The sequence below is a fragment of the Micromonospora sp. NBC_00362 genome, assembly GCF_026342155.1.
In the GTDB taxonomy this organism is placed as follows: Bacteria; Actinomycetota; Actinomycetes; order Mycobacteriales; family Micromonosporaceae; genus Micromonospora; species Micromonospora hortensis.
On sequence record NZ_JAPENH010000001.1, the window covers coordinates 3,006,442 to 3,024,935 of the forward strand.

Here is an 18,494-nt window from a genome sequence, read left to right on the forward strand (position 1 = left end):
GATGAGGTTCCACCGACAGCACCACCCGATGCACGAGGCCCGGATGCGGGGGTTCGGCTTCCCGCCGGTCCCGCCCGGTCCGCACGGTCATGGCCACGAGCACGGACACGGCGGCCCCTGGGGCGGCCGGGGCCGTGGACGGGGTCGGGGCCGACGCCCCAACGTCCGAGCGTCCGTGCTGGCCCTGCTCACCGAGCGGCCGATGCACGGCTACGAGATGATCCAGGAGATCGACTCCCGCACCGGCGGTGCGTGGCGGCCGAGCCCGGGCTCGATCTACCCCACCCTTCAGCTCCTGGAGGACGAGGGCGTGATCGTCGCCAGCACCGAGGAGCCCAGCGGTGGACGGAAGCGGTTCACTGTCACCGAGGCCGGTCAGGCGGAGGCCACCGAGGCCGCGCAGACCCCGCCGTGGGCGGACGTCGCCCAGGGCGCGGTGAGCAGCTGGCACGACATCCGTGACTCCGGCGCGCAGGCGATGAACGCTCTGCGCCAGGTGATGATGAACGGCACGGACGATCAGCGTGAGCGGGCCGCCCAGGTGCTCGACGAGACCCGGCGCAAGCTGTACGCGATCCTCGCCGAATCCGAGTGACGCCAGGCCGCACCACAGCGCCGGGCCGCACCACACCGCCAGGTCCCACCACAGCGCCAGGTCCCACCACACCGCCAGGCCGCACCACAGCTACGAGCACCACAGCGCACAACCGCACGATCAGCTCAAACGAAAAGCGGCCGTTCCCCGTGCGGGGAACGGCCGCTTTTTCCACATGGAGAATCAGTGCACGGTGACGGTCGGGCCGGTGACCAGCCCGCGCAGCTCCTCGGGGAGCTCGGCGCCCATCTCGTCGGCGATTCGCAGCGCCTCTTCGATCAAGGTCTCGACGATCTGGGCCTCGGGCACCGTCTTGACGACCTGCCCCTTGACGAAGATCTGGCCTTTGCCGTTGCCGGAGGCGACGCCGAGGTCGGCTTCCCGAGCCTCGCCCGGACCGTTCACCACGCAGCCCATGACGGCGACCCGCAGCGGCACCGGCAGCCCTTCCAGGCCGGCGGTGACCTCCTCGGCGAGCTTGTAGACGTCCACCTGGGCCCGCCCGCAGGACGGGCACGAGACGATCTCCAGGCCCCGCTCGCGCAGACCGAGGGATTCCAGGATCTGGTTGCCGACCTTGATCTCCTCGACCGGCGGGGCGGACAGCGACACCCGGATCGTGTCGCCGATCCCCTCGGCCAGCAGCGCACCGAAGGCGACCGCCGACTTGATGGTGCCCTGGAACGCCGGCCCGGCCTCGGTGACGCCGAGGTGCAGCGGGTAGTCGCACTGCTCGGCGAGCTGCCGGTAAGCCCGGATCATCACGACCGGGTCGTTGTGCTTGACCGAGATCTTGATGTCGCGGAAGCCGTGCTCCTCGAACAGCGAGCACTCCCACAGCGCCGACTCGACAAGCGCTTCGGCGGTGGCCTTGCCGTACTTGCTCAGCAGGCGCTTGTCCAGTGACCCGGCGTTGACGCCGATCCGGATCGGCGTCCCCGCCGCCCCCGCGGCACGGGCGATCTCCTTGACCTTGTCGTCGAACTGCCGGATGTTGCCCGGGTTGACCCGGACCGCCGCGCAGCCGGCGTCGATCGCGGCGAAGACGTACTTGGGCTGGAAGTGGATGTCGGCGATCACCGGAATCTGGGACTTCTTGGCGATCGCGGGCAGCGCCTCGACGTCGTCCTGGGACGGCACCGCCACCCTGACGATCTGGCAGCCGGACGCGGTCAGCTCGGCGATCTGCTGAAGGGTCGCGTTGATGTCGGAGGTGAGGGTCGTGGTCATCGACTGCACGGACACCGGCGCACCACCACCGACCGGAACCGAACCGACCATGATCTGGCGGCTGGCCCGACGGGGAGCGAGTGGCGGGGGCGGCACGGCGGGCATACCGAGACTGATAGCTGTCACTTCAGGCACTCACCTTGAGAAGAGCGTGATGGGGTTGACGACGTCCGCGGCGATGGTCAGCAGCGTGAACGCGCCACCGATCAGGATTACCACGTACGTGAAGGGCATCAGTTTGAGGTAGTCCACCCGGCCGGGGTCGGCCCGGCCGATCCGCCCGTAGACCCAGGAGCGGGCCCGTTCGAACCAGGCGATGGCGATGTGGCCGCCGTCCACCGGGAGAAGCGGCAGCAGGTTGAACACGCCGATGAAGAAGTTCAGCGACACGAAGAGCATGAAGAAGACCAGCCAGGCGTTGTTCTCCACCGCTTCCCCGCCGAGTCGGCTGGCGCCGACCACGCTGATCGGGGTGTCGACGTCCCGCTCGCCGCCGGTGAGGGCGGTCCACAGGGCGGGGACCTTCTGCGGGAGGCGCTGGAGCGCCTGGGCGGTGCCGACGGCGAGTTGACCGGTGAAGTCGGCGGTGGCGCCGAAGGCGCCGACCGGGCCGTACGTCACGCGGGTCGGGGTGCTGGGGACGAGCCCGACGCCGAGCGCGGCCACCGGCGCGGCGGCACCTGTCGGGTTGTCCAGCGGCGGACGCTGGGTCTGCGCGAGCACCGTGCTGGTGGTGCTCGTCTGCCCGTCGCGGACGTACGCGATCTGCGCGGTGTCGCCCGGCTTGAGCCCGCGCAGCGCGGTGAGCAGGTCGCCGTAAGAGTTGATCGAGGTGCCGTTGATCGAGGTGATCCGGTCGCCGTTGCGCAGTTGCGCCTGGGCGGCCGGGCTGGCCGCGTCGGTGCTCGTGCACGCCCGCACCGCGTTCTCCGGAACCACGCACTCGCTGAGCTGGATGACGGCGGGCTCCTGGCGGGCCTGCGCGTCGGTGGTCGGGAAGTCGGGGTTGGGCAGGCCGGCGGAGACGGCGAGGATCCAGATGGTGACCAGGGCGAGCGCGAAGTGCGTGATCGACCCGGCGGCCATCACGATCGTCCGCTTCCAGACCGGGTAGCGCCACATCACGCGCGACTCGTCGCCCGGCTCGACATCGTCGTCCTGCGGCGTCATCCCGACGATCTTGCAGAAGCCGCCGAGGGGGATGCCCTTGAGGCCGTACTCCGTCTCACCCCGCCGGAACGACCAGATGGTGGGGCCGAAGCCGACGAAGTACTTCGTGACCTTCATCCCGAACGCCTTGGCGGTCAGCAGGTGACCCGCCTCGTGCAGGCTCACCGAGATGAGAATGGCCAGGGCGAAGAGGACCACCCCGAGCAGGTACGACATCAAGCTCCTTCCACCGAACCCGCGATGATCTCCTGCGCGTGCGCGCGTGCCCACGACTCGGCCGCGAGCACGTCCTCGACGGTACCTGGTTCGTCGAAGTCCGGAGCCTCCTCCAACACGCGTTCGAGGGTGTCGACGATGCCGAGGAACGGCAGCCGGCCCGCCACGAACGCGGCCACGCACTCCTCGTTCGCCGCGTTGTAGATCGCCGGCCGGCAGCGCCCGGTCTCCCCGGCGGCCTTGGCCAGGGCGACGGCCGGGAACGCCTCGTCGTCGAGTGGCGCGAACTCCCAGGTGTGCGAGGCCGTCCAGTCGACGGCGGTGGCCGCCTCGGGCACCCGGTCGGGCCAGCCGATGCCGAGCGCGATCGGCAGCCGCATGTCCGGTGGGCTGGCCTGGGCGATCGTCGACCCGTCGACGAACTCGACCATCGAGTGGATCACCGACTGCGGGTGCACCATCACTGTGATGTCGGCGTAGGGCACGTCGAACAGCTCGTGCGCTTCGATCACCTCAAGCGCCTTGTTGACCATGGTGGCGGAGTTGATCGTGACGACCGGCCCCATGTTCCAGGTCGGGTGTGCGAGCGCCTGCTCGGGTGTGACCTGCGTCAACTCGTCGCGCCGCCGACCCCGGAACGGGCCCCCGCTGGCCGTGACGATCAGCCGACGCACCTCACCACGCGAACCGGATCGCAGACACTGGGCCAGCGCCGAGTGCTCGGAGTCGACCGGGACGATCTGCCCCGGCCGCGCCACAGCGGCCTTGACCAGCGGGCCGCCGGCAACGAGCGACTCCTTGTTGGCCAACGCGAGAGTACGACCACCGCGCAGCGCGGCCAGCGTAGGAGCGAGGCCCAGCGAGCCCACCACCCCGTTGAGCACGATGTCGCACGGCCACTGGGCCAGCTCGGTCATGGCGTCCGGTCCGGCCACGATCTTGGGAAGCTTGAAGTCACCGGTGGCCCACCCGCGTCGGCTCGCCTCGGCGTAGAACGCGAGTTGCAGATCCTGCGCGGCGGAGGCCTTGGCCACCCCGACCGCCTCGACGCCCAGTTCGAGGGCCTGCGCGGCGAGCAGCTCGACGTTGCCGCCGCCAGCGCCCACGGCGACCACCCGGAACCGGTCCGGGTTGCGCCGGACGATGTCGATGGCCTGGGTGCCGATCGAGCCGGTGGACCCGAGCAGAACGAGGTCGCGGGGGGAAGTCACCCGGCCATTCTTCCCCACCCTCGCTGCACGCCCGCCGGGAGCCTCAGCCCTCCCCCCCCGACGACGCTTCGGGCTGTGCCTCCTCGCCCAGCAGGTCGGCCGGATCGATGGAGAACTCGAACGGCTCCCGCATGACGAAGCGCGTCCCGGCCGCAGCGGCAGCCACGGGCCGGTACTCCCCCTCGGTCAGCTCGTACAACGCGATGGTCGGCACCCGATTGCGCAGGTCAACCCGGAGGAAGAAGGGCACGCGTGCGGCGGCGTACTCACGCGGGCGGTCGATGATGTCCGTGCGTCGGTTTCCTGGGGAGACGATCTCCCCGAGAAGCACGGCGTGCCCGATGTCCATCGTCGTGCGACCGCCGCCGGGCGCATCGAGAATGACGATGTCCGGTATGAAGAGATCCTGGCCCGAGACGATGTTCGTCTCAAGATAAAGCCACAGCTTCGCCTGACGGGCCGCCTGCTTCAGGAGATAAGCGAGGCCCAACTCCGCGTCCTGATGGTCGTACCCGGCATGTGGTGTCACGATCACGCTTCCGCTCAGGACCTCAACCTTGGGGCCGTTGGTCTCCGGCAACAGGTCGAGGGCGAGCTGCGCAGTCCAGGGTTCGTCGTGCCACCGCAGCACGTCGAACGACGGCTCGGTGTGCTGCGGCGCCGGCTCCGGCGCGAACGCTGCCTGGGTCATCCGGGCTCACCCCCTCAGCGGACCATCCTGCTCAGCTCAGCCTAGTCGCGCCGCCCCGCCCGGTACGGCATCGCACACGCGGTGCGACAGATTGGGATATCGGCCTGGCCCCCGCGTTCGGGCGGCGTTCAGACCGGGGCGACGCAGAACACGACGTCGAGATAGTCGGAGCGTTTTGTCCAGTTCGAGTAGTGGTATTCGGCGAAGCCGGGCGCCCGGGCCTCGCACACCGCGTCGGCCTGCGCCTCGTCGACGACGGCCTGTTCGACGCGAGCCAGCACCCGCCACGTCCCGGGACCACACGTGGCGATCTCGTACACCACTGTGGCCGCGCCACCGACGTTGCGCACACACTGGCCGGCCTGCACGAACTGCTCGTCGCCGCTCGCCTTTGCGGTGGGCGTGGCCACTGTCGGGCTCGCTCCCGCGCTGCTCCGCACCTCTGGCGTCACGCGGGAACCGGCCCATTCGATCACCTGGAACACCACACCCACGATGCCGGCGATCGCGGCAGCGGCACCCAACCAGCGCAGTAGGGCCCGCAGCGGCCGGCTTGTGGTGGACCCGGTTTCGTCGTCCATGCTCTGCCTCCGACCCTGCTGCTGGGCAGCCCTCCGCGCATCGCGGTGCCGATCTACCTTCCACATTGACAGGTCGCCGCGAGGCACGTCACGCACTCAAAGTCATCGTCAAGGGGCAGCACGACGTCCGCCGCCCACCCGGTAGCAACAGGTCAACGGCCATCCTCGGCGGTCACGACCGGTTCGGCCCGTCGGCGACGGCGTCGGAAGTCCGACTAACGCCACTACCCGGCAATGATCGACTCGGGTACACGGACGTCGGGGTGTCCGCAGCGTGCGGACACCCCGACGTCACCGAGATCGTGGTGATCAGGCGCGGTTGTCGACCGGGGGCCGCCGCAGCGGCCCCCGGTCACTGTCAGCCGCCGTTGATGACGAACTGCGAGCCCGGCTGGATGACGATGTTGCCGTCGGCCGAGTTCGTGATTGTCACGTTGGTCAGGTTGGCGTTGCCGCGCGCGCCGCTCATCGCGAGGATGCCGGCACCGTTGACGGACTTGTCGATCCGCACGTTGGTGATCGCGAGGTTCGGTATGTTGCCGCCACCGTTCTTGAACTGGATGCCGTCGTACGTGGAGTCGATGATGTCGGTGTCCCGGATCGTGACCCCGACGATGTCCCTGGTGGCCGGGAAGATCGTGATGGCACCGAACTCCTGGTCCTCGTTCCAGAAGGCGCCACCGGTGCGGTAGAGCCCGTTGTTGGCGATCAGCGTCGTGCCGGAGAACGGCAGCGGGTCGTGGTCGGTCGCCAGCATGATGCCCGGGTAGTTGGCGGTGTCGTAGATCAGGTTGTTCTCGATCGAGTTGTCGTAGCCGCCGTAGATGGCGATGCCGTTGGCCCGCCAGGGCAGCTGGATGGTGTTGTTGACGAAGTGGTTGTCGTGCGCGATGTCGACGTTGCGGTCCTTGACGTACGGGTTGGCCCAGACGGCGAGCGCGTCGTCACCGGTGGTGCGGAAGGACGAGTTGAACACCCGCGAGTTACGCGTGCCGTTGCTGAAGTTGATGCCGTCGGCGTACGTGTTGCGGATCCGCATCCCGGTGAACTCCAGCCCGTCGGCCGGCCCCCACAGGTCGGGGATGTTGTCGTAGTCGCGGCCCACCCAGGCGCCCACGTTGGCGTGCTCGATCCAGACGTTGCTGATCTTCGTACCGGCGCCGAAGCGACCGTTCAGACCGACGCCACCCTCGGCGTTGCCGTCACCGCCCCGGATCCGACCCGAGCCGAAGATGGCGATGTCGGAGATCTGGGTGTTCTTGTCGATGTCGAAGCCGAAGTTGCCCTCGTGCGGGTGGTTGATGCCGCCCACCACGTTCTGCGGCTCGGTCAGCGTGTAGAGCTGCGAGTGCCACATGCCGGCGCCCCGGATCGTGACGTTGCTGATGCCGACCTGGTTGTGCATGCCCCGGTTCAGCGGGTCGTCGGTCAGGATCTTCTGCTCCTGCCGCCACTGCCCGGCGGGAATCCAGACGCAGCTGATGACACCGTTCTGGTCGTCGGTCACCGCACGCTGGATGGCGGCGGTGTCGTCGATCCCGTCGTTCGCGACGGCACCGTACGAGGTGATCGAGGTGCAACCGGCCGGCTGGCTCGCCGCCGGCGCCACCTGCTCCAGATCGATCATGTCGATGACGTAGAAGGAGGCGGTGTCACCCGAGTCACGCTGCAACTTGAACCGGGTGCCGGCCGGGTACGACTGCGCCAACAGCGCGTTCGACTCGTCGAAGAGCCGCCGGGCGTCGGCCTGCGGGGTGTTGGTCAGCGCCTCCGGCCCGTCGGTGTTGCCGTAGAGCCAGCTGTGCTTCGACGACAGTGTCAACTTCCGGGAGAAGACGTCGTTGACGTAGAGGCTGATGGTCGCCTCGATGCCGCCGCCACCGGCCGCGTCGGGGATGGAGTTACGCACCACTATGGAGTTGGCCTGGTTCGCCGAGGTGAACTCGACGAACTGGCCGGCGCCGGTGAGCCGTACCGACTTGCGACCCGAGGACTCGCTGGCGAAGTTGGTGTGCCCGAAGGTCCGTAGCGGGTCGGCCTCCAGCAGCGTGCCCTGGTAACGGCCGGCCTCCGCCTCGTAGGAGACGTACGGGACGGCAGCCCCACGACCGACCACTATCGACTGGTTGAACGCGTTGTTCGTCTCGTTGGTCTCGGCGACCACGTTCGTGGCGTCGGCGGTGGCGGTGATGGTGGCGCCGCCGCTGGTGGCGGTCCAGCTACCGCTGACGGCCACGGTGACCGTCGCGCCAGCGGCGATCGAGGCGGTGTTGGTGTTGAGCGTGGTGCTGCCCGCCACCAGCCGGGTGACTGTGGTCGCGCCGGTCGCTGAGGTGCCCCGGTTGCGAACAGCCACGGTGAAGGTGACGGACGCCCCGACGGCCGGGTTCGGCGGGTTCGAGGCGATGCTGAGCACCTGGAGGTCGGGGCCGGGGGCCTGCGCCACCACCAGCGGTGACGCGGCGGTGAAGCTGTTGTTGCCGTTGTTCTGCTCGACGATCGTGTTCGCCGGGTCGACCACCGCCGAGACGGCGTAACTGCCCATCGGCCGCGTACCGGCGTTGAACGACACGGTGGTCGAGGCGCCCGCCGCGAGCGCGCCCACCGAGGCGCTGCCGGCGACAGCGCCGGCCAGGCTGAAGTTCACAGTGGTCGCACCGGCGTTGGCCGATCCGATGTTCTGCACCACTGCCGAGAGGGTGACCGGGGAGACCTCGCTGGGCGACGTGGGCGACCAGGTCACCGAGCTGACGACCAGATCCGGGTTGGGCGCCGGGGTGCCGCACACCTCAAGCTCGGCCACCTGGCCGGACGGGGCACCGGTGTTGCCGGTGAACCGCAACTGCACGTCCGCTGTGGTCGCGCTGACCGGGATGGTCACCAGGTTGGTGCCCTGGGCGAACTGGTAGGCCGCCGCCGACACCAGACTGGTGTACGCGGACGACCCCTGGTCGCGGCCGAGGACCTGGATGGTCTGGGTGCGGGTGCCCCAGGCCGGGTCCGGGTTGAGCTTCACCGTGACACGGGAGATGGAGTGGTTCGCGCCCAGCGCCACTGTCAGGTTCTGCGGGTAGGACGCCGCGCCCTCCCAGTAGGTGGTGAGCTGGCCATCGTTCGCCTTGTCGGGGGTGAAGCTGAAGGTGGAGCCGCTCGCCGTCATGCTCTTGCCCTGCGCCACGTTGGTGCAGGCGGGCGGGTTGCTGCCGGTGCGGGTGACGGTGTTGCTGTTGCCGGAGAGGTTGCCGGCGCCGTCGCGGGCCCGGACGTGGTACGACACGGTGGCCGTCGCCGGTTGGGTGTCCTGGTAGGTGAGGACGGTGCCCAGCGTCGCGATCAGACTGCCGCCCCGGTAGACGTTGTAGCCGGCGAGCCCGCTGCCACCGGAGTCGGTGGAGGCCCCCCAGTTGAGCGTGATCGTGCTGCCCGACGTGCTGTGCGACAGCGTCCCCGGGACGCTCGGCGCTGTGGTGTCACCGCTGCCGGTTCGGGTGACGGTGTTGCTGTTGCCGGAGAGGTTGCCGGCGGCGTCGCGGGCCCGGACGTGGTACGACACGGTCGCCGTCGCCGGCTGGGTGTCGTTGAAGGTGGTCACGGTGCCGACGGACTGGAGGAACGCGCCGTTGCGGTAGACGTCGTAGCCGGCGATGCCGCTGCCGCCCGCGTTGTCGGTCGACGCGACCCAGTTGAGGCTGATGGTAGTGCCCGACTGGGTGTACGAGAGGTTGCTCGGCACGCTCGGCGCTGTGGTGTCGGGGGTGGTGCCGCCGCTGCCGTACACCTCCAGCTCGGAGAGCTGCCCGGCCGGCCAGCCGCTGTTGGCGGTGATGGTGATCCGGACGTAGCGGGTGGAGGTCGAGCTGAAGTTGATGGTGGCGGTGCTGCCGCTCGCCGGGTTGAAGGTGTACGTCTGCGACCCGACCAGGTCGGTGAAGGACGAACCGTTGGTGCTGCCCCGCACGCTCAGCGTCTGCGTCCGGGTGCCCCAACCAGAGGTCGGCAGCTTCAGCACTACCTGGTTGACGCTCTGTGATGAGCCGAGATCGACCTGCACCCACTGCGGGAACGCGTTGTTGACGCTCTCCCAGTAGCTGCCCACGTTGCCGTCGACGACCTTCGACGAGTCGTAGACGTCGGCGTGGCCGCTCTCCTGGGTGGGACGGCCCTGGGCGAGGTTGGTGGCCGCCGGGGCGAAGCCGGTGCTCGGCGCGGCCGCCGGGCCGGCCGGGCGGGCGGCGGCGGCCGGGTTCGCGAGGGCTGTCGCCCCGGCCGTCGCGATCAGCGCGGCGGCGGCCGTGGCCGCCACCATCCTGAACAGATTCGTTCGTCTCATCACTGTCCTTGTCGTCGGGGGACGGTTGCCGCGGTGGCTGGACCACGGGGTGGGGGTGCGGCGGTGCAGCGCCGGCCGACGCGAGAGGGCCGGTATCGAGAGAGACGGGATGACACGGGCGGCGCGGGGGCGCCGCTCGGCCTGGAAACACCAGATGGGTACGACCATCAACGGGCCTCCCCAGGAGGCCCGTTGAATCTTCCGAGAGCATGCACAGAACCGTGCATACCTTTGTCAAAATCTTGCGTTACTTTGGCCCAAAGGTTACTGACGTGCTACGAGAGCGTCAACACTTCGACCACCGTGACTATTGACGGACTTGTCTGCCCTGACGGCCGCAGCCCGCGCCGACCCGCCCACGAAATCGGGGAAGGTGCCGCCTCCCGACTGCTGGAGGCCACACCTTCCCCGAAGTTGCGCGGATCTTGCGTCAGGTCGTACCGGAACGATCAGGCATCTGGTGCCGTCAACATGAAGGTCTCCAGCGACTCCCCGCCGTACCAGTCGGTGCGCCGACCGACATGGGTCATGCCCAGCCTCCGAGCGACAGCCATCGACGGCTCGTTGCTCGGCGACACGACCGCATAGATCTCCCGGGTACCGGCGGCGAACTCCCGGGCCACCGCCGCACGGGCCGCCTCGGTGGCATAGCCGTGACCCCACGCGTCCGGGTGCAGGTGCCAACCCACCTCGATGTCGTCGGTCCGGCGTGACTCGTCGCGCCCCGGCAGCGGCTTGAGCAACAGAGTGCCCACCACCTGACCCGTCTCGCGTACCTCGATCGCCCACGTGCCGTACCGGCCGCCGTCGGCGGCGTGCCGCTCCTGCCAGATCCCCAGCCGCTCGACGGCCTGGGCCGGGTTGGTCATCGGCAGACCCGACGCCACGCCCAGATACCGGCTGATCTCCGGACGCGAGTAGATGTCGTAGATCCGGGCCAGATCGGCCGGATCGTCGGCCCAATCTCGCAGGATCAGGCGTTCGGTGGTGAGAACAGTCATGACCGGCGATCTTAAGGAGTGACGGCCGCGCCGACAGGGAAGGAGGACCCGATGGGCAACGGATGGCAGCGCGCGAAACGGATCACCAGTGCCGCGTTCCGTCCGGTGCGTGGACGCGACCTGTCGCTGCACGCCGCCGCGATCACCTTCTACGGGGCGATCGCCGTGGTGCCGGTCGCCCTGCTGGCGATCTGGCTCACCGCACTGGTGGCCGGGGCCGACCGGGTACGCCGGCTCACCTCGTACGCCGTGGAGGCCCTGCCCACAGCGATCGGCGCGCCCCGGGCGGTGGAGGCGCTGGTCGACGCCGGGGTGGGGTTGACCCCGCTGCTGGCGCTGGCCTCCCTGCTGCCCGCCTCGCTGTACGGCGAGGGCCTTCGTCGGGCGTTCGTCTCGGTGGCCGCGCCCCGCTCCGACGAGCACCTGGTCGGCTGGCGGGGCCGGCTCCTGCTGCTGCCGCTGCTCGCGCCGGCCCCCGCGCTGCTGCTGTCGATCCTGCTGGCGCTCCCGCTCACCACCCGGCTCGTACGCCAGGGCGGTTGGCTCGGCGTGCTCGGCGTGGTGCTGTCGTTCCTGGCGGTCTGGCTGGTGCTGACGCCGGTGCTGGTGTGGGTGTTCCGGGTCGTCGGGCCGGCCTCACCGGACTGGCTCTCCACCCTCGGGGTCGGGTCGTTCACCGCGGCGAACCTCTCCGGCTTCCTGCACGGTTTCGTGCTCTTCGCCTCGCTCCCGCTGGACCTGGGAGTGCCCTTCGGCGGTTTCGACGACATCGGCGCCGGCGTGGCCGTCCTCCTCTGGCTCTATCTGTTCCACGTGATCGTCCTGGCCGGCTACTCCGCCACCCTGGCCCTCTCAAACTGGCGCACCACCCACCCCCGCCCTTCCCACTCCCCCACCCCCAACCCGCCGGGGTGATCATGAAGTTATTGCCACGACACGCGCGCCGAGTGGCAATAACTTCATGATCACCGAGGGCTGAGGGGGCCCGCGGGCCCGGGGGCCGGGGGGCCGGGGGGCCGGGGGCGGGGCGGGGCGGGGGGTTAGGGGGTGTTCAGGGCTTCGGTGGGGGTTAGGCGGGCGGCTCGGATCGACGGGTAGACGCCGGCCACCACACCTACCAGGAGGGCGCCGGCTATCCCGCCTGCCACCGCTGTCAGGGGGATCGTGGGCGGCCAGCCCTGGTAGCTGGCGTAGCCGACGGTGGCGAGCACCCCGAGGGCGGCCCCGGCCGTGCCGCCGAGCACGCTGAGCAGCACCGACTCGGTGAGGAACTGCACCCGGATCTGGCCGCGGTTCGCGCCGAGCGCTCGGCGCAAGCCGATCTCCCGACGGCGCTCCAGCACCGAGATGACCATCGTGTTGGCCACGCCGATCCCGCCGACCAACAGGGCGACCGCCGCCAACCCGAGGAACAGCGCGGAGAAGCTGTCCTCGGTGGCCCGTTTCGCGGCGAGCGCGTCAGAGGGGCGGCTGACCTGTACCAGCCCGGGCAACTGCGGGTTGAGTGTGGCCGGCAGCACGGCGCGCACGTCCTCCAAGGCGTCCTCCCTGGCCCGCAGGTAGACGACAGTGGGGTGACCGTCGAAGCCGAGCATGGCCTTGGCGGCGTCCCACCCAACCAGCACCGAGCGGTCGAGATCCGGGGAGAGCGGCAACGGGTCCAGGATGCCGATCACTGTGAACCAGCGCTCGCCGATGAACACCTGAGGTGGTTGCCGGGGGTCCACGGTGGCGAAGCCGAGCCGGCTCGCCGCGACGTAGCCGAGGACGGCTGTCGGCAGCCCGGCCGAGCCGGCGTCGAGGGCCCGCCCGCTGCGGATCCTGCCGTTGACGGTCCCCAACAGGTCCGGCCGGGACGCGAGCACGGTGAGGCCGGACGTGTCGTACCGGTCCAGCAGGTCGTTGCGGCGTACTGCCGTGTGGGTGTTCGCGACAGCGCTCGCGGTGTCGACCGGCCCGATCCGCGACGCCATGGCGGCGGCGTCCTCGGGCAGGAGGACGGGCGGGTTCTGATCCGGCACGGGCTCGGCCCGCAGCAGGTTGGTGCCGAGGGCGGAGAGCTGGTCCATCAGGTCGCGCTGGCTGGACGCGGGTATGCCCACCACGACGACCAACGTGGCGATGCCGATGGAGATGCCCAGGGCGGAGAGGACGGCCCGCATCCGGCGGGTGGTCAGGCCGAGCAGACCGAGCCGGAGTACGTCGGTCGGAGCGAGCCGGGCCGCGCTCACGCCCCGCTCCCGGTGACGGTGTCGGCGACGATCCGGCCGTCGCGGATCTCCACCCGTCGAGGCGTACGGGCGGCGAGATCGCGGTCGTGCGTGATCACGGCGATGGTGGTGCCCTCCGCGTTGAGGTCTGTGAGCAGGGCGAGAACCGCCTCCCCGTTGACAGTGTCGAGGGCGCCGGTCGGCTCGTCAGCCAGCACCAGCGCGGGCTCGTTGACGAGGGCCCGCGCTATCGCCACCCGCTGCCGCTCCCCGCCGGAGAGCTGCTGCGGCAGGTGGTCGACACGGTGCGCCAGGCCGACCCGGGCCAGCGCCTCGACAGCGGTGCGGCGACGGCGACGGCGGGGCACCCCGGCGTAGAGCAGGCCGGTGGCGACGTTCTCGGCGGCATCCAGTCCGTCGGTGAGGTGGAACTGCTGGAAGACGAAACCGAGCCAGCGGCCCCGCAGCGCGGAGAGCCGACGGTCGGACAGCGCGGTGACCTCCTGCCCGGCGACGCGTACCCGGCCGCTGGTCGGCAGGTCGAGGGTGCCCATGATGTTCAGCAGCGTGGACTTGCCGGACCCGGACGGCCCGACGATGGCGAGCATCTCGCCAGCGCGCACTGTCAGTGAGACGTCGTCCAGTGCTGTCACCCCGCCGGGGTACGTCCTACTGACCCCCTCGACGTTCAGCACCGGCTCGGCGATCACGATGCCGTCACCACGTCGAGGCCCTCGGTCACACCGGTGCCGGTGACCTCGACCAGGCCCCGGGCGAACATCCCGGTGTCCACGGCCACCAGCCCACCGTCGGGCAGTTGCAGCGCGTGCCCGCCCTCGCGGAGCGCCACCAGCGCGCCGACCGGCACCGCGAGCACGCCCTTGTGGACGGCGGTGGTGAAGCGGACCTGCACAGTTGCCGCGTCCAGCCTGGCCACGTCTGCCGCCCGCGTCGGTGCGACGAGGACGTCCACCGTCGGCGGGCTGCCCTGCCCGGTGCCGCCGTCCGACGCACCGCCGCGCACCGTCTGCGAGATCGAGGCGACCTTCGCCGGGATCTCCGAGCTGTCCGGCAGGGCGACGACCACTGCGGCGCCCACAGTGATGGCGCCGACCTCGGTGGCCCCGACCGGCACGGTGACCAGCTTGACCTTCTCGGTGACGGCCAGCAGCTCACCGGCGACCGGGTCACCGGGCAGCGCCTTCACCGCGCTGACCCGGGCCGGGCCGGTCAGCACGGCGACCTGCCCGACCCCGACAGTGCCGGTGGGGTCCAGGCCGAGCGCCTGCTGCCACTTCCTGATCGCGCCGACGAGGCTTCCGGTGAGCAGCGCCTGACCCGTGCCGATCTTCGTGCCGTCGGTGCCCCGGGACGGCTGCGAACCGGTGTGGTAGCCCAGCGCCCTCAGGTTGTCCGACACGATCCGTACGTCGCTGCCCACCAGACCTGGCTTGTCGAGCGTGCGGAAGAGCGGCGTCCCGCCGAACAGCACCGGCACCGGTCGGTCGTTCACCCAGTAGAGCGGCTTGCCCCGGGCCACCGTGTCGCCCACCTTCGGCAGCCGGGTGACGACGCCCTCCCCGGCGCCCTTCACCAACCGCTCCGGGCCGAAGCCGAGCGTGCCGTTGAGCGAGCGGCTGTCCGACAGGTCGGCCCGGGTGACAGTCGTCGTCGTCACCGGCGGTGGGGCGCTCGCGACGTCACCGCCGGGGTGACGCCGCAGAGCCAGCGCGCCGACGCCGGCACCGACGGCGACCACCAGGGTCACCACCGCCACCACGATCGCCTTCGGACGGGTCGTCCGCCGACCAGGATCGTCGGTCGGGTTACTTCTTGGCACCGAAGATCTCCATCGTGCATTCCCTCTCGGCAGCGGCCAGGGCAGGACCCTCAAGGCCGCCGGCCGGGTCGGCGACCCCGTCGTCGTAGGTCCAGCCGGAACCGTCCGGCAGCGAGTGGATCTTCATGCCGCGTCCGCGCAGGCACTGGACGTAGTCGTTCCACTGGCTCACGTAGTTCGGGTTCTTCTCCGGGTCCAGCTCCGGCGGCTGGAGCGGCAGTTTGTTCGCGCACGCCACGTACGCCGCCTTCGGCTCCCCGCTCTGGTCGAGGGACAGGCCCGTACCGTCCCCCACCGGGCCTGGTTGTGACCGGCCGTCGTTCAGCTTCACGCCGTTGTCATGCAGACAGATGTTGTACGTCCCCCAGAGCCGCTCCTCCTCCTCGTCGGTCATGTCCAGGCGAAGCTGCGGCCGACCGTTGGCGGCACCTCCCGCCGGGGTGGCGCTCGCCGGGGCGGACGGGGTGACGAGTGACGCGACGTCACCGCTGGCGGCGCCCTTGTCGGCGCTGGACGCACCACCGCCGCAGCCGGTGAGGGCGACGGCGAGCACTGTGACCGCGGCGAGTCCGGCGGCGACCCGATGGGTTGAGTTGGTCATGGCGTGCAGCTTCACGCCCGGGTGTCAGAGACCTGTAAGGAACCGGTCGTCATCCGGTAGCCCCAGCTCAGCGGCCGTGCTGGAACCCGTCGGGGCCACGTACAGTCGCTGCCGTGTGTGCGTACGTGCTGGTAGCCGAGGACGACCAGAAGCAGGCGGAGCTGGCCCGCCGGTATCTGGAACGCGAGGGGCACGAGGTGGTCGTGGTGGCCGACGGGCGGGCCGCCCTGGAGCAGATCCGTCAGCGTCCCCCGGCGCTGCTGATCCTCGACGTGATGATGCCGAAGGTCGACGGCCTCGACGTCTGTCGCATCCTGCGCCGGGAGTCCGACCTGCCGGTGCTCATGCTGACCGCCCGGTCGACCGAAGACGACCTGCTCCTCGGCCTCGACCTGGGCGCCGACGACTACATGACGAAGCCGTACAGCCCGCGTGAACTCGTCGCCCGGGCCCGCAGCCTGCTGCGCCGGGGCCAACGGACGCAGGCGGACCCGGTGCTGCGGGTCGGCGCGGTGCACGTCGACCCGGTGCGCCACGAGGTACGCAGCGACGGACGCCTCGTCGACTGCACACCCGGTGAGTTCCAGCTGCTCCAGGCGATGGCCGCCCAGCCCGCCCGGGCGTTCACCCGGGATCAGCTCCTGGGCTACCTGCACGGGTTCGACAGGTACATCACCAACCGGACCGTCGACGTGCACGTGATGAACCTCCGCCGGAAGATCGAGCCGAACCCGCGCAAGCCGGCCCGGTTGGTGACCGTGTACGGCATCGGATACAAGTTGGTCGAAGAGTCACCCCGTGTCGGGTGAGGTCCCGCTGCGCCGCAGCCTGCTGCTCCGACTGCTGGCGTTGGCCGTCCTCATCGCCATCGGCTCGATCGCGGCGACCGCGTGGCTGGCCGTCCGCACCACCACCGGGGCGATCCGGCAGGAGCAGGGGAAAGCGCTCGCCGACGACGCGCGCATCTACGACACGGTGCTCGCGTACGCGGCGACCCACCCGAACTGGGACGGGGTCGACGCGGCCCTTCGGCCGCTCGCCCAGGACGTCGGCCGGCGGATCGCCCTGACCACCGACACCGGTGCGCCGATCGCGGACTCGGCCCCCGGCGCTGGCCCGTTGCCGACGACGTCGTCCGCGACAGTCGACGCGCTCGCTGTCGACACCGCCCTGATGCCCGGCACCACACTGCCGGGCAGCGGTGACAGCGGCACCAGCCGCATCGACCCGCGCACCACCGGGCCGTACCTGCTCCCGCCCGAGGAGCGCGCCGCACTGCGCGACAGGGCGGCCGAGGCGGTCCAGTGTCTGCGGCTGCGGGCGCAGATCGACGCCACCGTCGTGGACGGCCCCACCGGCCGCCCACGGATCGACACCCCGGGCACCAACCTCGCCGACAGTGCCGTCTGCGGCCAGCTGAGAGAGGATCTCGCGACCCGTACGCCCACCGAGGGCAAGGCGCTCGCCCAACTCAACGCCCTGGTGAACACCTGCCTGGCGCGGCGTCGCCTGCCCGCCGTACAGGTGGACCTGAACTGGACCTGGACGAGGCAGCCGGCGGCCAGCGCACCCGACTCCCGCAGCGCGGCCGGCGTCGACCAGGAGCACAACCGGGCGGTCAGTGCCTGCGTCGGCACCAGTCGACGCGAACAACTCCTTCCGTACGTCGCTCCGGCCGCGACTCTCTTCGTCAGCGACCCGGGCGGTCGCCAGTCGACCACCTTCGACCTCTCCCCCGGCAACCAGACCCGCATCGTCGCGGTCGCCGGTCTTGTCCTGCTGGTGACGATCGGCTTCACAGTCCTGGCTGGCATCCGGTTGACCCGTCCGCTGCACGCGCTGACCGGGGCCGCCCAGCGGATGCGCGACGGCGACGTCGCCGCACGGGTCAGGGTGACCGGCCGCGACGAGATCGCCCGGTTGGCCGAAGCATTCAACGACATGGCCGAACGCCGGGAACGGCTGGAGCAGCTACGCCGGGCCATGGTCAGCGACATCGCCCACGAGATGCGTACGCCGGTGAGCAACATCCGGGGCTGGCTCGAAGCGGTCGAGGACGGCGTCGCGGCCCCAGACCGCCGGCTGCTCTCCTCACTGCTGGAGGAGGCGACACTGCTCCAGCACGTGATCACCGACCTGCAGGACCTGGCCGAGGCCGACGCGGGCGCGCTGCGGCTGCACCGTGAGGAGGTCTACCTCACCGACCTGCTCGCCCAGGTCGCGGAGGCGCACCGGGCCCAGGCCGACCGGGTCGGCGTCACCATCACGGTACGCACCGGGGCCGACCCGCAGGTGGACGCCGACCCGGTGCGACTCCGCCAGGCCGTCGGCAACCTGGTCGCCAACGCGGTACGGCACACCCCGCCGGGCGGGCGCGTGACGCTCAGCGCCAGCGCTACCGACGCCGAGGTCATCGTCTCGGTGACCGACACCGGCAGCGGTATCAGCGCCGAGGACCTGCCCCGGGTCTTCGACCGCTTCTGGCGGGCCGAGAAGTCCCGGAGTCGGCAGACCGGCGGCAGCGGCCTGGGCCTCGCCATCGTGCGCAAGCTCACCGAGGCCCACGGCGGCACTGTCAGCGCCACCAGCACCCCCACCCAAGGCTCCACCTTCACCCTCCACCTACCCCCACCCGCTGCCCCCACCCCCACCACCCCAACCCCCACCCCACCCTCCGCCCCATCTGGTTGATCAAGAGGTTTGCGTCACCACCAGGCAGTCAAATGACGCAAACCTCTTGATCACCGGGGCGGGTGGCGGGTGGGGGTGGGGGTGGGGGTGGGGGTGGGGGTGGGGGTGGGGGTGGGGGTGGGGGGCG

General features: G+C 70.4%; 15 protein-coding genes. 4 read left to right on the plus strand and 11 right to left on the minus strand.

The window, feature by feature from the left end; genetic code table 11:
* Nucleotide 1 precedes the first annotated feature (1 nt).
* Nucleotides 2-595: a PadR family transcriptional regulator gene (locus OG992_RS13605; protein ID WP_238686858.1), complete on the plus strand. Its 594-nt coding sequence runs from the start codon at nt 2-4 to the stop codon at nt 593-595.
* A gap of 183 nt (nt 596-778) precedes the next feature.
* Here OG992_RS13605 and ispG read toward each other — a convergent pair whose 3' ends face one another.
* From ispG to OG992_RS13640, 7 genes are all read right to left on the minus strand, one after another.
* Nucleotides 779-1,951 carry a flavodoxin-dependent (E)-4-hydroxy-3-methylbut-2-enyl-diphosphate synthase gene (gene ispG, locus OG992_RS13610; RefSeq protein ID WP_210787026.1) on the minus strand — a complete coding sequence of 391 codons (1,173 nt, stop codon included), beginning with the start codon at nt 1,949-1,951 and terminating at the stop codon, nt 779-781.
* Between the two features lie 9 nt (nt 1,952-1,960).
* The gene (locus OG992_RS13615; protein WP_238686859.1) at nt 1,961-3,211 is read right to left on the minus strand and encodes an RIP metalloprotease; all 1,251 of its coding nucleotides are present in this window, start codon (nt 3,209-3,211) and stop codon (nt 1,961-1,963) included.
* Nucleotides 3,211-4,422: a 1-deoxy-D-xylulose-5-phosphate reductoisomerase gene (gene dxr / locus OG992_RS13620; protein WP_266303401.1), complete on the minus strand. Its 1,212-nt coding sequence runs from the start codon at nt 4,420-4,422 to the stop codon at nt 3,211-3,213. The genes OG992_RS13615 and dxr overlap by 1 nt, the downstream gene beginning before the upstream one ends.
* Before the next feature lie 43 nt (nt 4,423-4,465).
* The gene (locus OG992_RS13625; protein WP_266303402.1) at nt 4,466-5,113 is read right to left on the minus strand and encodes a Uma2 family endonuclease; all 648 of its coding nucleotides are present in this window, start codon (nt 5,111-5,113) and stop codon (nt 4,466-4,468) included.
* A 128-nt stretch (nt 5,114-5,241) separates the two neighbouring features.
* Nucleotides 5,242-5,694 (minus strand): hypothetical protein, encoded by a 453-nt coding sequence (locus OG992_RS13630; protein WP_266303403.1) that lies wholly within the window; start codon nt 5,692-5,694, stop codon nt 5,242-5,244.
* A gap of 358 nt (nt 5,695-6,052) precedes the next feature.
* On the minus strand, nt 6,053-10,024 hold the full coding sequence (locus OG992_RS13635) for a CARDB domain-containing protein (RefSeq protein ID WP_266303404.1): 3,972 nt from the start codon (nt 10,022-10,024) through the stop codon (nt 6,053-6,055).
* A 449-nt stretch (nt 10,025-10,473) separates the two neighbouring features.
* Nucleotides 10,474-11,025, minus strand: a complete 552-nt coding sequence (locus tag OG992_RS13640; protein WP_266303405.1) for a GNAT family N-acetyltransferase — start codon at nt 11,023-11,025, stop codon at nt 10,474-10,476.
* 51 nt (nt 11,026-11,076) lie between these two features.
* Between OG992_RS13640 and OG992_RS13645 the strand changes: the two genes are divergently transcribed.
* Nucleotides 11,077-11,940, plus strand: coding sequence for a YhjD/YihY/BrkB family envelope integrity protein (locus tag OG992_RS13645; RefSeq protein WP_238687133.1), 864 nt, complete (start codon nt 11,077-11,079; stop codon nt 11,938-11,940).
* Between the two features lie 125 nt (nt 11,941-12,065).
* Here OG992_RS13645 and OG992_RS13650 read toward each other — a convergent pair whose 3' ends face one another.
* From OG992_RS13650 to OG992_RS13665, 4 genes are all read right to left on the minus strand, one after another.
* Nucleotides 12,066-13,187, minus strand: coding sequence for an ABC transporter permease (locus tag OG992_RS13650; RefSeq protein ID WP_266305201.1), 1,122 nt, complete (start codon nt 13,185-13,187; stop codon nt 12,066-12,068).
* Between the two features lie 65 nt (nt 13,188-13,252).
* Nucleotides 13,253-13,942, minus strand: a complete 690-nt coding sequence (locus OG992_RS13655) for an ABC transporter ATP-binding protein (RefSeq protein ID WP_266305202.1) — start codon at nt 13,940-13,942, stop codon at nt 13,253-13,255.
* Nucleotides 13,942-15,075, minus strand: a complete 1,134-nt coding sequence (locus OG992_RS13660; protein ID WP_238687134.1) for an efflux RND transporter periplasmic adaptor subunit — start codon at nt 15,073-15,075, stop codon at nt 13,942-13,944. The genes OG992_RS13655 and OG992_RS13660 overlap by 1 nt, the downstream gene beginning before the upstream one ends.
* Nucleotides 15,062-15,676: a hypothetical protein gene (locus tag OG992_RS13665; protein ID WP_238687135.1), complete on the minus strand. Its 615-nt coding sequence runs from the start codon at nt 15,674-15,676 to the stop codon at nt 15,062-15,064. The genes OG992_RS13660 and OG992_RS13665 overlap by 14 nt, the downstream gene beginning before the upstream one ends.
* 113 nt (nt 15,677-15,789) lie before the next feature.
* Between OG992_RS13665 and OG992_RS13670 the strand changes: the two genes are divergently transcribed.
* On the plus strand, nt 15,790-16,485 hold the full coding sequence (locus tag OG992_RS13670; protein WP_238687136.1) for a response regulator transcription factor: 696 nt from the start codon (nt 15,790-15,792) through the stop codon (nt 16,483-16,485).
* The gene (locus OG992_RS13675; protein WP_266303406.1) at nt 16,475-18,367 is read left to right on the plus strand and encodes a HAMP domain-containing sensor histidine kinase; all 1,893 of its coding nucleotides are present in this window, start codon (nt 16,475-16,477) and stop codon (nt 18,365-18,367) included. The genes OG992_RS13670 and OG992_RS13675 overlap by 11 nt, the downstream gene beginning before the upstream one ends.
* Nucleotides 18,368-18,494: the final 127 nt, after the last annotated feature.

Excerpts from the sequence above, each read along its gene's own strand:
- OG992_RS13615 (WP_238686859.1), bottom strand. The coding sequence starts at position 3,211 with ATGTCGTACCTGCTCGGGGTGGTCCTCTTCGCCCTGGCCATTCTCATC.
- OG992_RS13630 (WP_266303403.1), bottom strand. The coding sequence starts at position 5,694 with ATGGACGACGAAACCGGGTCCACCACAAGCCGGCCGCTGCGGGCCCTA.
- OG992_RS13650 (WP_266305201.1), bottom strand. The coding sequence starts at position 13,187 with ATGCGGGCCGTCCTCTCCGCCCTGGGCATCTCCATCGGCATCGCCACG.
- OG992_RS13645 (WP_238687133.1), top strand. The coding sequence starts at position 11,077 with ATGGGCAACGGATGGCAGCGCGCGAAACGGATCACCAGTGCCGCGTTC.
- OG992_RS13635 (WP_266303404.1), bottom strand. The coding sequence starts at position 10,024 with ATGAGACGAACGAATCTGTTCAGGATGGTGGCGGCCACGGCCGCCGCC.
- OG992_RS13625 (WP_266303402.1), bottom strand. The coding sequence starts at position 5,113 with ATGACCCAGGCAGCGTTCGCGCCGGAGCCGGCGCCGCAGCACACCGAG.
- OG992_RS13665 (WP_238687135.1), bottom strand. The coding sequence starts at position 15,676 with ATGACCAACTCAACCCATCGGGTCGCCGCCGGACTCGCCGCGGTCACA.
- OG992_RS13640 (WP_266303405.1), bottom strand. The coding sequence starts at position 11,025 with ATGACTGTTCTCACCACCGAACGCCTGATCCTGCGAGATTGGGCCGAC.
- OG992_RS13605 (WP_238686858.1), top strand. The coding sequence starts at position 2 with ATGAGGTTCCACCGACAGCACCACCCGATGCACGAGGCCCGGATGCGG.